Source organism: Ornithinibacillus halophilus, assembly GCF_900129485.1.
Classification (GTDB): Bacteria; Bacillota; Bacilli; order Bacillales; family Amphibacillaceae; genus Ornithinibacillus; species Ornithinibacillus halophilus.
Genome location: NZ_FQVW01000003.1, coordinates 1 through 15,635 on the forward strand (window position 1 = coordinate 1; position 15,635 = coordinate 15,635).

The 15,635-nt window shown below is 35.4% G+C and carries 15 protein-coding genes; 7 read left to right on the forward strand and 8 right to left on the reverse strand.

Annotated features, from left to right (window positions below; all coding sequences use genetic code 11):
- Nucleotides 1-154: 154 nt before the first annotated feature.
- The 5 genes from BUB12_RS03240 to BUB12_RS03260 form a co-directional block, all read right to left on the reverse strand.
- A complete protein-coding gene (locus BUB12_RS03240; protein WP_072887974.1) occupies nucleotides 155-1,351 on the reverse strand; it encodes a class I SAM-dependent rRNA methyltransferase in 1,197 nt (398 codons plus the stop codon).
- 30 nt (nucleotides 1,352-1,381) lie between these two features.
- The gene (locus BUB12_RS03245) at nucleotides 1,382-2,185 is read right to left on the reverse strand and encodes a GNAT family protein (protein ID WP_072887976.1); all 804 of its coding nucleotides are present in this window, start codon (nucleotides 2,183-2,185) and stop codon (nucleotides 1,382-1,384) included.
- A gap of 17 nt (nucleotides 2,186-2,202) precedes the next feature.
- Nucleotides 2,203-2,706, reverse strand: a complete 504-nt coding sequence (locus BUB12_RS03250; RefSeq protein ID WP_268801930.1) for a GNAT family N-acetyltransferase — start codon at nucleotides 2,704-2,706, stop codon at nucleotides 2,203-2,205.
- 134 nt (nucleotides 2,707-2,840) lie between these two features.
- Nucleotides 2,841-3,842 (reverse strand): HAAS signaling domain-containing protein, encoded by a 1,002-nt coding sequence (locus BUB12_RS03255; protein WP_072887978.1) that lies wholly within the window; start codon nucleotides 3,840-3,842, stop codon nucleotides 2,841-2,843.
- Complete coding sequence (locus tag BUB12_RS03260; RefSeq protein ID WP_072887979.1) at nucleotides 3,829-4,191, reverse strand: PadR family transcriptional regulator; 363 nt, start codon at nucleotides 4,189-4,191, stop codon at nucleotides 3,829-3,831. The genes BUB12_RS03255 and BUB12_RS03260 overlap by 14 nt, the downstream gene beginning before the upstream one ends.
- Nucleotides 4,192-4,397: 206 nt before the next feature.
- Here BUB12_RS03260 and BUB12_RS03265 point away from each other — a divergent pair, with 206 nt between their 5' ends.
- The 3 genes from BUB12_RS03265 to BUB12_RS03275 all read left to right on the forward strand — a co-directional run bounded on the left by BUB12_RS03265 (nucleotide 4,398) and on the right by BUB12_RS03275 (nucleotide 7,200).
- Entirely contained in the window at nucleotides 4,398-4,871 is a 474-nt protein-coding gene (locus tag BUB12_RS03265; RefSeq protein WP_072887981.1) for a YaiI/YqxD family protein, read from the forward strand.
- Complete coding sequence (locus BUB12_RS03270; protein ID WP_072887983.1) at nucleotides 4,858-5,724, forward strand: MurR/RpiR family transcriptional regulator; 867 nt, start codon at nucleotides 4,858-4,860, stop codon at nucleotides 5,722-5,724. Before BUB12_RS03265 ends, BUB12_RS03270 begins: the two co-directional genes overlap by 14 nt.
- 105 nt (nucleotides 5,725-5,829) lie before the next feature.
- The gene (locus tag BUB12_RS03275; RefSeq protein WP_072887985.1) at nucleotides 5,830-7,200 is read left to right on the forward strand and encodes an aspartate aminotransferase family protein; all 1,371 of its coding nucleotides are present in this window, start codon (nucleotides 5,830-5,832) and stop codon (nucleotides 7,198-7,200) included.
- Nucleotides 7,201-7,256: 56 nt separating this feature from the next.
- Here BUB12_RS03275 and BUB12_RS03280 read toward each other — a convergent pair whose 3' ends face one another.
- The 3 genes from BUB12_RS03280 to BUB12_RS03290 all read right to left on the reverse strand — a co-directional run bounded on the left by BUB12_RS03280 (nucleotide 7,257) and on the right by BUB12_RS03290 (nucleotide 10,515).
- On the reverse strand, nucleotides 7,257-7,838 hold the full coding sequence (locus BUB12_RS03280; protein ID WP_072887987.1) for a hypothetical protein: 582 nt from the start codon (nucleotides 7,836-7,838) through the stop codon (nucleotides 7,257-7,259).
- The gene (locus tag BUB12_RS03285; RefSeq protein ID WP_072887989.1) at nucleotides 7,835-8,788 is read right to left on the reverse strand and encodes a hypothetical protein; all 954 of its coding nucleotides are present in this window, start codon (nucleotides 8,786-8,788) and stop codon (nucleotides 7,835-7,837) included. The genes BUB12_RS03280 and BUB12_RS03285 overlap by 4 nt, the downstream gene beginning before the upstream one ends.
- A 308-nt stretch (nucleotides 8,789-9,096) precedes the next feature.
- Nucleotides 9,097-10,515, reverse strand: coding sequence for a glycoside hydrolase family 18 protein (locus tag BUB12_RS03290; protein WP_072887991.1), 1,419 nt, complete (start codon nucleotides 10,513-10,515; stop codon nucleotides 9,097-9,099).
- 225 nt (nucleotides 10,516-10,740) lie between these two features.
- On the opposite strand from BUB12_RS03290, the gene BUB12_RS03295 reads away from it, so the two are divergent.
- The 4 genes from BUB12_RS03295 (at nucleotide 10,741) to BUB12_RS03310 (ending at nucleotide 15,534) form a co-directional block, all read left to right on the forward strand.
- A complete protein-coding gene (locus BUB12_RS03295; protein WP_072887993.1) occupies nucleotides 10,741-11,313 on the forward strand; it encodes a TetR/AcrR family transcriptional regulator in 573 nt (190 codons plus the stop codon).
- Nucleotides 11,314-11,411: 98 nt separating this feature from the next.
- Complete coding sequence (locus BUB12_RS03300) at nucleotides 11,412-13,529, forward strand: MMPL family transporter (RefSeq protein WP_072887995.1); 2,118 nt, start codon at nucleotides 11,412-11,414, stop codon at nucleotides 13,527-13,529.
- Nucleotides 13,530-13,650: 121 nt separating this feature from the next.
- On the forward strand, nucleotides 13,651-14,784 hold the full coding sequence (locus BUB12_RS03305; protein WP_072887996.1) for a conserved virulence factor C family protein: 1,134 nt from the start codon (nucleotides 13,651-13,653) through the stop codon (nucleotides 14,782-14,784).
- Between the two features lie 183 nt (nucleotides 14,785-14,967).
- On the forward strand, nucleotides 14,968-15,534 hold the full coding sequence (locus BUB12_RS03310) for a hypothetical protein (RefSeq protein ID WP_072887998.1): 567 nt from the start codon (nucleotides 14,968-14,970) through the stop codon (nucleotides 15,532-15,534).
- Nucleotides 15,535-15,635: the final 101 nt, after the last annotated feature.

The following is a 15,635-nucleotide window of genomic DNA, read 5'->3' on the forward strand; positions in this document are numbered from 1 at the left end:
TTTATCGTACGGAGGCGAAGGAAGTCTTGTGCCTGTGGTTACTCGGCACAAAGGGCATAGAAGTATCTCTTTGTAGTTCCTTCGCTAGTCGCAGGCGCTCGGAGCTAGACATCTCTGAAATTTTATACATTCTTATCTTTTAAAGAAAATGTCTTTACCCTCGTTTTTCTATAAATAATACCTTTAGATAATTCCCCTCTGGAAAATCCTTCGTTGTGTGGAAATCCTCAGGAAGTCCAAAAGATTCTTTAATCTGATATTTTACATTCATTTCTTTAAATGCTTGGTCGACAAAGTTCTTAAATTTTTTCATGCCAAAAGTGGCATTATTAGTAGATGCAACAATAATTCCATTCTTCTCTGTAATGGATATGGCATCTTTCAATAACCCTGTATAATCTTTCGCCGAACTAAACGTACGTTTTTTGGAACGAGCAAAACTTGGTGGATCTAAAATCACCAAATCAAATTTCATTTCCTTACGATTGGCATACTTAAAATAATCAAAAACATCCATTACGACAATATCTTGTTGTTCAAAATCAATCCCATTAACACTAAACTGCTCAATAGTTTTACTTTTACTTCGCTTAGCCAAATCAACACTTGTCGTTTTAGCTGCTCCACCTAGTGCAGCAGCAATTGAAAATGCGCCAGTATAGGAGAATGTATTTAAGACATTTTTCTGGTTTGCATACTTATCCCTTATTACTTTTCGAACATCACGCTGATCGAGGAATATACCAACCATCGCTCCATCATTTAAATAAACTGCATAATTCATCCCATTTTCTTTCACAATGATTGGAAATTCGCCGCGTTCCCCTTTAACAAAATCATCATCGTCAATGTATTTTCCCTTTGTATCAAATCGCTTCTTTTCATAGATTGCTTTATAATCCATAATCTCATCTAACACACGAATCACTTGTTCTTTATAGGAATAAATCCCTTCACTATACCAGTTTAATAAATAGTAACCATCAAAGAAATCGATAGTCATCCCACCGATTCCATCTCCTTCGCCATTAAATACACGAAAAGCATTAGTATCGGGAGCATTGAAAAAAGACTGGCGTTTATCTATTGCCTCTTGAATCTTATTCTTGAAAAAAAGATAATCAATCTTTTCCCCTTTATTCCGTGTTAAAACCCAACCGATTCCTTTGTTTTGAATTCCATAATATCCCTTCGCAATAAACTTGCGATTACGGTCAATTAGATTAATTATTGAACCTTCACGTTTCAGTACTGCCACATTATGAACCATGTCTTTATTAATTAGTGGATATCCTTTTAGGAACTTTGACTCAAACTTAGAATTTACTTGTATTTCTATTTCTTTACTCATACTATTCATCCAATCTTTTATGTATTAATTCTAGTATTTCTCCCAAGTTGCTTTTGTATAAGCAATTTTAAGACCAGCTCTTTCCATGTTCTTTTGACTTGAACTACCAAACGCTGCCTGCCCAATAACAAGCTTCACGTCATTTTCCTTCGCATCACTTATTCTCCGTTGAATAAGCGCTTGATGAATCCCCTTATTTCTGTACTGTGTTAATGTTGCAGACGCTGCTAATACAAAAGCAGACTCATGTTTATACAAAACAGCTAATCCAGCTGGAGTATCATTAATACTAGCCAGATAGAATTTCCAAGAGTCGTTGCCATGCAATACTCGGTTATTATTGGCCACAGCTTCTTTAAGAAAATCCGGCATCTGAAATCCTTTTACATAAATATCTGCAAAAGTGTCAAAGTCATCCAAATCCATTTCTCTTATTGTAATCTCATTACTCAGTCGTTGTAATCCACCTACTGCCCCATATAACGAAGCGTGAAATCCATTCTGATAATACCCATTCTCATGTAACCTTGGAAATAGTTCTTCCGTTGCTATTCCTGGAACAAGATCGAATCTAGGAGTGATTCCTTTATCATCATAGAATTCGAGGATTGAATCTAAATAATGAATGTCCCCTCCAGTTAAGCCTTTAACCGTATTAAATGAAGGCCCTGGAATTCCTGTAGCTGAAAAAGCAGTTGCTTCTCCAAAATGCTGAACTTCCACTCCCATTGGATTTTCTTTTTGTTCACGTATTGCTCTTAATCTAGATTCCAACATGGCAATTTCCATTCGTTCAATCTCCTTGGCAAACTCTAATGATAATACACAGTCCATTTCATCACCCCTTACCACTAATCTAATCCAACAACTTTGCTTCTTCTCTCCAGAAGTACAACATCTCGCCATTCTCCGTTTAGTTTCCCTATTTGTTTACGTATTCCGACAATCTCAAACCCAAGTTTTTGATGAAGCTTAATACTTGTCTCATTTTCAGGAAAAATACCAGCTTGTAAGGTCCAAAACTCTTCCATTTCACTTAATTCAATGATTCTACTTAACAACTTCGTCCCTACACCTTTACCGGCACTACCTAAACTGAGGTAGATGCTAACCTCTGCTACACCACGGTATGCTTCTCTTTTTGAAACAGGTGATAGTGCTGCCCATCCAATTACATTATTTCCTTCCCTCACAACTAGACGACATTCCTGATGGTGACCAGTATCCCATTCTTCCCAGCTTGGAGCTTTTGTTTCAAAGGTTGCATTTCCTGTATTAATTCCTTCTATATATATATCACGTACCTGTTGCCAATCAGATTCCAACATATTATCAATAACAATGAAATTATTCAATTCATTTTCCCCCTGATTTAAATTCCAAAATTCTTTGGAATCGATAAATTCTCTTCATACAAAAGACGTAGTTGGTTAGATTAATCATAGCCAACTACGCCTCAAAATTAAAGATATTTTAATATTTATTAATTTTATTTCTTCCTTGCTTTAAAGAATCCGACTCCAACATCCCATAATAAACTCAACATGAAGATGATAATCGTCCATTGTGTTCCAATTTCCCAAATGAGTTTAATTGCTTGATACCCTTCACTCCCTGATTCAACGATACCTGCTTGAACCATTTCATCCATGAAATTTGGGTTCCAAACCGAAGAATTCACCATAATCCAACCCACAAATGCAAAGGTGATGACATTTGTTATTAAATTGTAAAATGCTAATTTAATGGTCCATCTTCCTAATACTAGCTTAAAAATCTCTTTCATTATCAATAATCCTAGAACAATTACTATGATTGGAAGGTATGCTGATAAACTTCCTTTATGAAAGAAAGGAATGGTTGAGAATTCATTATCATTAACTAAATAAACTCCAATATATTGGTTTGAAACAGTAAATGCCACGATCAAGAATATGAGAAAAATGATCCCAAAGATTGGTTCACTTTGTTTAATCTGTTTTTTCTCATTTGGAACGGGCGGAAGGTTACTAGGGTGCCAATCTTTCTCTAGATTCACATCTTCTCCCTTTATAACACCTAAATGTTCAATGAGTACAAAAACAATTGTAATCCATCCTATAGAAGAAGGGACTATTGTAAAAATAGAAACAATTAAACCTATAAAGTGGTCTAGAATCTCTAGGGGATTAATGATTGTTTCAATCGCAAAAACAACCCCCAAAGCAATTGATACAGCTAATAACACAATTTTATTAATTGAAAAATACGATTCAAAATAATCTGGTCCAATAAGGTATCGTTTACTACCACGGTACTTATCAGCTAGTTGCTTTGGCGATCCTAATTCCATCAATACTTCTTCAACAATCTCATCCGTTGACACACCCTCTTGAGTGCGCTCTTCCACCATATCTTCAACAAGCACCCTTAATTCATTAGCAATATCATCTCTTTGTTTTTGTGGCAGCCTACGGACAACTGCATATACATAGCGATTAATTATTTCCACTTTGTCTACCTCCTTCCAAATTTAATAAATCATTTAAGTTAGTCACAATTTGACTCCACTCTTTACTTACTTGTTCAATAACTTCTTTACCTAAAGAGCTTAATACGTAATATTTTCTCGGGCGTGATTCATTCGTATCCCAAATACTTTCTAATAAGCCTTGCTTTTCTAATCTTCTTAATAGAGGATATAGTGTTCCAGGTTCAACTTGGATTCCTTTTGCTTTTAACTCCGTCACTAAGGAATACCCATACTGCGGATCATTTAATTGGCTTAATACCCCAATCGTAATCGTTCCTCGTCGTAACTCATGCATTATTTTATCTATATGTTCATTAATATCACTCATGGATTTAACCTCCTATTCACATTATAGTGTATGACGCACACTATTGTAAATAGTATAATAGTGTATTTTAAAATTCATTGTATTAATTTTTAACCCTTGTCTAACAAATTTAAGTACCACTTTACTTACTGGAAAAAACTTAGTTGACAAAAACTCTCCCTTTCGATTAGATGGAAGAAAGATGTACGTGTGAGGAGAAAAGAGAAATGAAAATATATGTAGATGCAGATGCAAGTCCTGTAAAAGATGTCGTCGTTTCTATAGCTGAAAACGAAGACCTTTCAGTTGTATTAGTAAAGAGTTTTAATCACTTTTCCCATGATGAAGAAAAAGGACATGTAGAAACTATTTATGTTGATACAGGTGCCGATTCAGCAGATTATCGAATTATGAAAATGGCACGTAAAGACGATATTATTATTACTCAAGATTATGGACTCGCCTCACTAGGTCTTGGAAAAGGTTGCATCGTCTTACACCACAAAGGATTTAGGTACACTAATGACAACATTGACCGACTCCTTCAGACAAGACATGTTAGTGCTAAAGCGAGACGAAGTGGGTATAAAACAAAAGGACCTAAGCCTTTTACAGGGGAGGACCAAAGGAAGTTTGAGTATCTTTTAAAGAAAACGATCTCCGAAATGAAGAAAGAAGGTGTAAGCGATGACCAAAGCTAATGTCATCAACACCATTACCGATAAGCTACCTAATATGAGTAAATCACAGAAAAAAATAGCTACCTATATATTAGAAAACCCACACTCTGCTCCTTTCCTCACAGTTGGAAAGTTAGCGAAATTAGCACAGGTCAGTGAAGCAACAGTGGTACGTTTTGCTACTTTTCTGGGCTACTCAGGCTATAACGAATTACAACAACATATGTATGATGCAGTAGAAAAGCAATTAAATACGGTCGAGCGATTACAGATGTCACGTTCTGTCTATAGTGAAACAGAAAAAGGGATTTATGAGATTTTTGAAGATGACATAGCCAACATACAAACAACTATGGAAAATCTGACTCTTGAAGACTTTCAAATGGCCGCTAATTATATATTGGGTGCAAAAAAGATCTATATAGTTGCTAATCGTAGTGCAGTCTCTTTAGGAACTTTTCTCCAATATTACTTAAATATCATTTTAGGAAATAGCCAGCTGATTACTTCTAGTGAATCTGCCTTTGAGCAAATCTATGAGATCAATAAAGATGATGTAGTTATCGGTGTGAGCTTTGCTCGTTACACAGTAAGTACAATTGATGTTGTATCACACGCGCATAAAAAGGGATCTAAAATCATAGCCATTACAGACAGTCTCATGTCACCGATTAACCAATATGCAACTGTTTCACTACATGCTTCCAGTAAAATGCCATCATTTCTTGATTCATTTGTTGCTCCACTCAGTATAATCAATGCTTTAATTGCCTATATTGGAAAGCAGCGTCCCAAAGAGGTCAATGACCGATTAGAGAACTTAGAGAAATTGTGGGATGAGTATCATGTATTTTATCAACGAAGAGAAGATTGATGAAACTTTAACTTCATTTAAATTATAAAATGAAATATTTATTGCATAAATTATTTTCCTTGCATATAATATAGAAAAAGTCACTATGTGAGGAGAGTTTTTTTAATGCATGTTCAAACCTCTTTTAGAAGTGGGAAAGAGCAGTCAAAGGCAATGTATGAAAAGGCTAAAAAAGTATTGCCAGGTGGAATTACGGCAAATATCAAATACTTCTCCCCCCAGCCTATCGTAATGAAGACAGCAACGGGGTGCAAGATTACTGATGTAGATGACAATTCCTATATAGATTATCTGCTTTGTTACGGGGCACTAATTACTGGACACGGTCATGAACAGATTATGAGAGCAACAATAAAACATATGCAAAATATAGGAACAGCTATATTCGGAGCCCCTCATGAATTAGAAATCACTATGGCGGAAAAGTTAATTGAACTTTATCCAAGTATTGATATGGTCCGCTTTACAAATTCTGGCCTTGAGGCAACTTTATTCGCCATTCGTTTAGCAAATGCTTATACAGGCAAAAGTAAAATCGGAAAATTTGAAGGCCACTATCATGGTGGGGCTAACAATGTTTTAGTCAGTGTAAATCCTAATCAAGAGGAGGCTGGAAGTGAATTGGAGCCGACTTCTATTGCAGAGTCAAACGGCATTCCAGTTCATGAGTTAAAGCAGACGATTGTATTGCCATTTAATGATTTTGAGGCAACAGAGAAGCTACTGCGAAAAAACAAGGATGACCTAGCAGCCATCATACTTGAGCCAATTCAGGGTGGGTTTATTCCTGCTGATGCAACATTCATGCATCAATTAAGAGCATTAACAGAGGAACTAGGTATTCTACTAATCTTTGATGAGGTAAAAACCGGATTCCGTGTTCATCTTGGAGGTGCCCAGAGCATCTATCATATAAAACCTGATTTAACAACATTAGGAAAAGTTCTAGGTGGAGGTTTTCCTATAGGTGCTGTTGGTGGGAGAAAAGATATCATGATGTATAGTGCACCAAATGATGCAAGCGATATATTTTCTAGTGGTGGAAATAGTACCGCAAAGAAGGATGTTGTTTTCCATAGTGGAACATACAATGGCCATCCTGTCGTTCTAGCTGCAGGCCTCGAAACAATCCGCTTATTAGAGCAAGATGGGGTTATGAATGATTTAGTCTATAAAACCAACTTGTTAAGAACAAAATTAGAAGAGTTATATGCCAGCTATCATGTTCCAATGCAGACAATTGGGATGGGGAGCATTTTCAACATCGTATTTACAAACGATCCAATCCGGAACTATCGAGATATGTGGAAAGCAAACAAAGACCTTCGTGAGGCAATTGATATTGAATTGCTTGAACTAGGAATCTACAATAAGCCGTCCAACCGGTATTCTTTGTCAATTGCCCATTCTATGAAGGATATTAATAAAACAATCGAAGCCCATGAAATAGCTATTAAAAATGTTCTACTTAAATAAATGACAGTAAGAAATATTTCAACCTCTTTTAAAAAGCTAGAAAGGCCGATACCCTTCTAGCTTTCTTCATATTCAGTAATAAGTGGAACTTCAGGTTTCTCCCTTAAATTCCGGTACTTAAATATCAATACGATAAATATAACCTCCATAATCAAAATGGTAACTGGAATAATAAATAACAAACTATGCATAATTTCTGGGGGTATATTTATTATAAAGGGTTGGATAATCTGAATAACTAACATAATTACTACATAAGCCTTAAATAGTTTCTTAGTGTAGCTTGCAAGATCTCTTGCCTCATGTCTTTTGGCTAATTCCAATAGAACCTGGAATACATAAAATACTAGAATAAGTTTTAGTAGTCCAAGAATTAAAAAGTAGATGGACCATTCAGATAAAACTCGCATCGTATCGACAGCCTGTTGAACAAATACACTAGGAATAGAAATCACACAAAGTGCTGATGCCCAATTTGTTGCTTTTTTACCTATTTGATGTTCCTGAGTTAAACTAGAAATACCACTATAAATTAGATAATATCCTATCGGGTCAGGTAGAAGATCAATAACTGCAATGTGAATTTCAATTAATACAAATAGAAACCCCCAAAAGATTTTCAAAAACTCATTTCTCATTCATGACCACCCACTTCCTTTTCGTCAATAATTCTATCAACATCCTCTTGCTCTAAATATGGTTGGTCATTAACGAATAATTTTTCAACAAATTCCCCATTATTTGTTTGTCCTTTTAACTGGATTTCAAATTCAAATACACTTGAACGATCGTAATCGTATTGTTGGTAAATTTCAATCCAATCATTTCTTTCTAACTCTAATGGCAATACTCCTTCATCCAATGATATTCCAGGGATGTTATTCCATTCTTGGTCAAACCCTTCATGCATCTGTTCAATTTGATTTTGTGTCCGATTGGTTTCAAGCTCTTGAGACTTATCTTTATCTACATTTATTTTAATAGCAATCTGCTCTTCCAGCTCAGGATATGGGAAAACCACCTCATTAATTATTACTGATTCTTTAGCTAGTAAAGAAGTCCATTCTTTGTGGTTAGAACTGCTTCCACCAGCTCGCCAGTCCAATGGGCCTTGATGATATTCCTGGGCATCTACAATAGTAACCTTACCAATATCTGCATTAATTGTTTTACCATTAGATAAGTGAACGGTAATCTGTTGAAATGATAGTATCCCATCATCGTCCATCGGTAGGTAATCAGCATCAGCTGGTATCTCAAAGTGAGCCGCCATTAAATACTGGTGCGTATATTCCTGCTGATATTCAATTTGCTCAGAATAAAACCCATGTGCAATATGGATTCCATCATTTACAGTATAAATAGGAAAACCATCAATATTCGCTGACTGAACCGTCACAGGATTATCTTTATTGGTTAGGTAATAAAAGGTTACGATTATTTCTTCTGTATCCTCATAAAATTCACTTGTTATGTAATGCTCTAAAAATATCGGCTCCTCAATCTGCTTGGACTTAAAATATATGTAATTCCCAACACTACTTATAACAATTAGGATAATTCCAATCCATAATATTCGCTCTTTCACTCTATCTCCCCCATTTGAACCTTGGCATAGCCCTTCTTTCGGCATATTCAATACATTTATAACATACAGCTACCTTGTTATGTTGATCATCTAAATAATATTGAGGACTTACTGCTTTTTGATTACAAATGAAGCATTTTTTCTTTCTAAATAACTTGCTAATGATACTACTCATTTGCTTTCACCTCATATTTCAACACCATCTACTTCTCTCCCTCACAATAATAATTCGACAGAACAATAGTAATTCCTCTTTCTTATCAAAAGGTGCAGGCAGAATTATACAAGTCCTACCTGCACCCATTAATTCAATTACCTATTTTTCTTATTGTGAAATTACTTTGTAAAACTGGCCAGTTTTGTGGGAAATGATTTCCTAATACCCAGTAACTAATTCCCTTAAGATTATACTCCCTGACCACATTATATTTTTGCTGGACACTTCTAGCATCCTCAAACCACACCTCATGTTCTTGCCCATCTTCATCTCTATACTGAAAATAAGGAGATTGGTAGGTTTGGTCATATTGAATATCTGCTCCATATCGAATGGCTAGGTTTACAGCTTGAGTGGGATTTACAGTTTGAGCATATGTACCTTGTACCCAAGGGACTTTCCAATCACGTCCATATGAAGGCATTCCTAGTAAAATTTTTTCATTTGGAATCACTGTCACCGCATATTCAAGGATATCATGAACCTTGTTAATCGGAGCAATTGCCCATGGTTCGCCACCAGCCCAACCCCATTCATAGGTCATTAATACAACAAAATCTACTAATTCACCATGTACAGGATAATCATGAGCTTCATAGAGTAGCCCTTGCTGATTGGCACCTTCTTTAGGAGCTAATGCAGTTGAGACAGAAAATCCTTCTGGCCGTAATCTTGCTACTACTCTTCTTAAAAAATTATTATAATTTTGCCGATCCTCTGGATAAAGATATTCAAAATCGATATTTAAACCCGAATACCCTTTTTCATGAATTACATCTAAAATATTAGAAATCAAGGAATCTTGTACATCAGGATTACGCAATAAAACTGCACCTAAATCAGAATTAAAGCTATCCACCGAATAATTTGTAAGCACCATAAGAGTGGAAACGTCATTCGCTTCAGCTGCCTGTAATATCGGCCCTTCTTGCATCCAAGTTAAACTACCATCTTCTTGAAAGCTATACATAAAAGGAGAAAGATATGTAAAATTTCTACCAAGTGCTAATACTTCTTGTCTTGAGGCTTCATTCATCTGAGTTACATATGCATTCACATCAATTACAGGTTTCTTTGTTCTAGGAATTCTAATGACTTGCCCTGGATAAATTAAGGATGGACTTTCAAGATTATTTGCTTGTAGAAGTTCGTTGATGGTGACACCATAGCGCCCTGCGATGGCCCATAGATATTCACCAAGTTGGATGGTATGAGGAAAATAGGGTGTTTCTAATAATTCACCTACATAAATTAGATTAGGATTTGTTATTTGGTTATACTGGGCAAGCTCTTGAATAGTAAGTCCAAGCCTATTGGCTATCGACCATAGATCATCACCTGGTTGAACGACATATTCTAACTCAGCATCAGGAATAACAAGCGCCTGCCCTACTACCAGTGAATTAGGATTTTCCAATTGATTCAGCCTAGCAATTTGATTAACATTCGTATGATGTTTTTCTGCTATTTTCCATAGCGTTTCATTATGCTCCACAACATGAATATCCATCAGCATACTCCCCCAAAATATGGTATTTAATTAACAAGTTATTCATGAAATGGTTGTCTTATTAATAAAGAAGCAAATAACTACATGATTGCTTTCACTTTTGTCATAATAAATCTACTTTCTGGTAAGCTTGGAATATATCTTAAATTTAATATGTGAGTTTATTCTGTTTCACACAACATTGCTTTTCTTTATAATAAGGTTAGGAGAGGAGAGAAAAGACTAATGGCCAGGGAAAGAAAATTTTCAAGAGAAGATTTATATCGAGTATCAAAGCAGCTCCTCCTTAAACATGGGTACGAGGGATTTACGTTTAGTTTATTAGCTAAAGATTTGAATATCTCAAGAGGGGCAATTTACAAATATTACGAGAATAAGGATGAATTACTAAGTGAATATATGATTTACGAAATGGAAATATTTTTAAATAAATTGGATAAAATCAATAATTATAATTCCTTTAATAAACAATTTGATTTCTTAGTTGATCTAATGTTTCAAGACCAAGAAATGCATCAATTACGAAAAATTGGATTTGAAATTCCTCATACTACTAGTGAAACAGTAAAAATAAATTCCGATACATTAAGTCAACTTCATTTGACTATGTATAAAAACTTACAATCCTTTGTTTCTCAAGGGAAAAAAGAGGAAATAATAAAAACACATATTCCTGATGAACTGGTATTGGGATTTATTTTTCAAACGATAGATATCCCTAATCATACACATATTCCTCAAGAAAAATGGATAGCCTCGATAAAAGAAATAATTCGTAATGGAATGTTCGTACAGTAGCAAACTACTTCCAAATTGACATGTGTGTTACTTTGGAAGATAATTTAAAAAGAAAGTGACAGATATGTTACCTTAATCTGTATGAAAGGAAATGAGTTATGAAAAATATATTACAGTCGATTACCGACCGAGTATCGACCAAAAAAGGAATGTGGTTTACCCTAATTTTTTGGTTGGCTGCTATGATCCTTTTAACAATATTTGCCCCATCTGTTCGAGATTATCAGGTTACTAGCGTTGACACATTACCTGATGATGCACAATCGATTATCGCGAGTAAAAAGGTAGAGGAATATTTTGGTTCTAGTGATTTAATCCCTGCCATATTAGTTTTTGAATCAGACGATGAAGTTGAACTTCAGGACCTTGTTAAGATTACCAACCAAGTTATTGACCAAGATATATCAGGGGTAGAAGAAGTAATACCATTAGGAAATATCCCACCTCAAGCAACGGATAGTTTTTTCTCTGATGATCGTAAGACTGCATTTTTACCACTAAACCTTCAATCATCATTGGATACACCAGATATTAAGGAAGCATTAAGTAGTATATATGATATTGTAGAAGAAGAATCCAACTTAACATTGTATATTACAGGTCCAGCAGGAATTGCTGTTGATACTTCTGACTTATTCAGTAGAGCTGATCTCGTCTTAATATTTTCAACGATAGCCATCATACTTGTGCTACTAGTTGTTATATATCGTTCACCACTGCTTGCTTTAATTCCATTATTAGGGGCCGTATTTGTTTATCAAATCGTTACTCAAATTCTAGGAATATTGGGCAAATCTGGCTTATTAATGAGTCAGCAAACTGTATCCATTATGTCCATCCTGTTATTTGCAGCAGTGATTGACTATTCCTTGTTTGTTTTTTCTCGTTTTAGAGAAGAATTAAAGAACCATGAAAATAAATATGATGCCATGAAGAAGGCTATGCGCGGAACAGGACTACCAGTCTTTTATTCTGGAGCAACTGTACTAGCTGCTATGCTCATCTTATTTGTAGCTACCTTAGGAGACTATAAGAACTTTGCACCAACATTCGGTGTTACATTGGTAGTGATTATAGTAGCATCTGTTACACTAATACCTGCACTCTTTGCAATGTTTGGAAGAAAGTCATTCTGGCCAATCATTCCACGTGTTGGTGATCATAAAGTAAAAGAAAGTTCATTTTGGAGCAAAGTAGGCCGTTTCGTTACGAAAAAACCTATCTTATCCGTTGTTCTAGTTGGCTTATTTATTGTACTTTCATCTAGTAATATTTTAAATATCAAATATGAATTTGATTTAATTAAATCATTCCCTGAAGATATGCCATCAAGAGTAGGGTATGAAATCTTAGAGAAAAACTTCGATGCTGGTGATTTAGCACCTACTACCATTTTACTTAAAACAGAAGATTCCGTTTCTGAAGAGGCCCAACAAGCATTAAAAGAAGAACTCACTAATAAAGACCTAGTTAGCGATGTACGTATTGATGGAGTAAATGAGGATGAAACAGCAATTCGTTATAGTTTGACGTTTGAAAAGAGTCCATATTCTGTTGAAGTATTAGATGAACTCGAAATGATTCAAAACCAGTCTGAACAGTTGATTGATACTATTGAAACTTCTGGAGAACTCTATTTTGCAGGTGAAACAGCATCTTCTATCGATGAACGTGCTGCCAACAATAGAGATTTATTGTTAATCGTATCATTGGAAACCATTTTGATATTTATCATGCTGATTTTCCTTACTAAATCATTTAAAATGCCACTTTATATGATGGGGACGATTCTCGTTTCATTTGGTGCTGCATTAGGATTAGGGATGTTCTTAACTAACCTATTTTTTGATATTGACAGCATCAGTAACCGGGTTCCTGTTTATGCATTTATATTTTTAGTAGCGCTAGGAATTGATTATAATATCATTCTAGTGTCGAGATTTATGGAAGAGAGAAAAACAAAATCAGTAAAAGAAGCAGTTGAACATTCCGTTGCAAGTACTGGTGGAGTGATTTCATCAGCTGGAATAATACTAGCATCTACATTTGCTGTTTTAATGACCCAGCCGATCCAACTATTATTTGTATTTGGATTCATTGTAGCTGTTGGAATTCTGATCGATACTTTCCTAATTCGAGGAGTTCTGTTACCAGGATTACTTACATGGTTTGAAAAAGATGACAGACAAGAGTTACCTCATAAGTCTGTTGATTAAACATAAAAATATACGAAGGCACTTGGATCAAGGTTCCACGGTGCCTTCTTTTTTCATCCTACTGGATAATTCTAGTGTTATTTGTTATTATCAGACCAAATGTGATCGGAGGGGAGATACGATGAAAATTGTTTCTATTGAACCAACACCGAGTCCATACTCGATGAAAATAAATGTAGATGAACGTTTACCAGATGGTAAGACAGAGAATTATAAATTGGATGATGACCTTTCAGAAGCACCAAAATATATAAAGACTCTTTTTTCGATTGACGGTGTAAAAGGGCTATATCGTGTCATAGATTTTATAGCGTTAGAAAGAAATCCACGTACTAGTTGGGAAGAAATTCTTCCAAAAGTTAGGAAAGCATTGGGTTCCAATGAAGAAGAGGATCTTTTACCTAACAATTCTAAAGAAGAAGGACAATACGGAGAGATAAAGGTATTCATGCAAACATTCCGAACTATTCCCATGCAGGTTAAATTGGAAGAGGGAGATAAAGAACATCGTTTTGGCCTTCCAGACCGATTCATGAATGCCGTAATGGAGGCTTCCATCGCTTCCGACAATATGTTAGGAGAAAGAAAGTGGATTGAGCAAAGCCCACGTTACGGAAATACTGAAGAAATAGGAAAAGAAGTTGTCGAAGAAATCTCTGCTAGCTATGACTCTGAAAGACTAGAAAACCTTGTTAAACTAGCTTCTAATAGTAAAAACTTTGAAGAAGCACGTCCGTGGAAAAAGGTTACCTTAGACATGTTAGACAACCCTGACTGGAAAGAACGTTACGCAGCTCTTGATCGAATGGATCCTACGCTTGAAGATTTGGCAGTTCTTGATAAAGCATTAGATGACAAAAAGGCATCTATTCGTAGATTAGCAACAGCCTACCTTGGTATGATTGAAAACAAAGCAGTTTTACCATACTTATATAAAGCACTGAAAGACCGAGCAGTCAATGTAAGACGTACTGCAGGAGACTGCTTATCCGATTTAGGATTTACAGAAGCCATTCCTGAAATGATCCAATCATTATCTGATTCTAGCAGATTAGTACGTTGGCGTGGTGCGATGTTCTTATATGAAATTGGAGATAAAACAGCTATTCCAGCTTTAGAAGAAACACTTCATGATCCTGAATTTGAAGTGCGCATGCAAGCAAAAATGGCGTTAGCTCGAATTCAAGGTGGAGAAGAAGCAAAAGGATCCATTTGGCATCAAATGACACAAGCTACAAAACAGAAAGATTCATAACTACCTAATCTGAGGTAGTTTTTTCTTTCCTTTTTCTATATAATAAAGTATGTACCTTTCTAAATAATCATTTCTCGTAAAATACGTCTCTAGTCTTAGTTAAATATATTTCTCCAGTTTCTTCACTTTAATAGTTTCAAAGATTACAATGAGAATACATTCTTTATTTATAGGGGCGTTATAATGACTAATAAAAAGATTTACATTATCTTAACAGATACAGGAACAATGTTTACAAAAACAATTAAAGCTTATACACGAAAACCTTATAATCATGCATCCATTTCTCTTGATTCCAGCCTATTAGATGTATATAGCTTTGGCAGGAAAACTCCTAGGAATCCTTTTATCGGTGGATTTGTAAAGGAAAACATTCAAGAAGGTTTATTTGAACAAGCCCGCTGTGCCATCTATTCTTGTGAAGTAACAGAAGAACAGCATAGAAAGATGGAGAAGTTTATAAAAGATACGGAAAGAAACAAAGACCAGTTGCGATACAATCTACTGGGACTTGCAGGGTTCATCCTGAATAAGCCAATCAAGCGGGAAAATGCATATTTTTGTTCACAGTTTGTTGCAACAGTATTAGAGTATGGGGAAGTCATTTCATTTCAAAAACCCACATCACTTATCACACCTCATGACATACAGGAAGAAAAAATATTTAAACTTGTCTTTCAAGGAAATATAGATGACTTCCATACTAATAGAAACAACTTACACTTAAACAGCATTGAATTACCGGTTTAGCATATATAAAAAGAGAGTTCACTGACGGAGTGAATTCTCTTTTTTATTTCATTATTTAGGGACGCCGGGGGTTCGCCATGGAGCCAACCAAATTCGGTGAT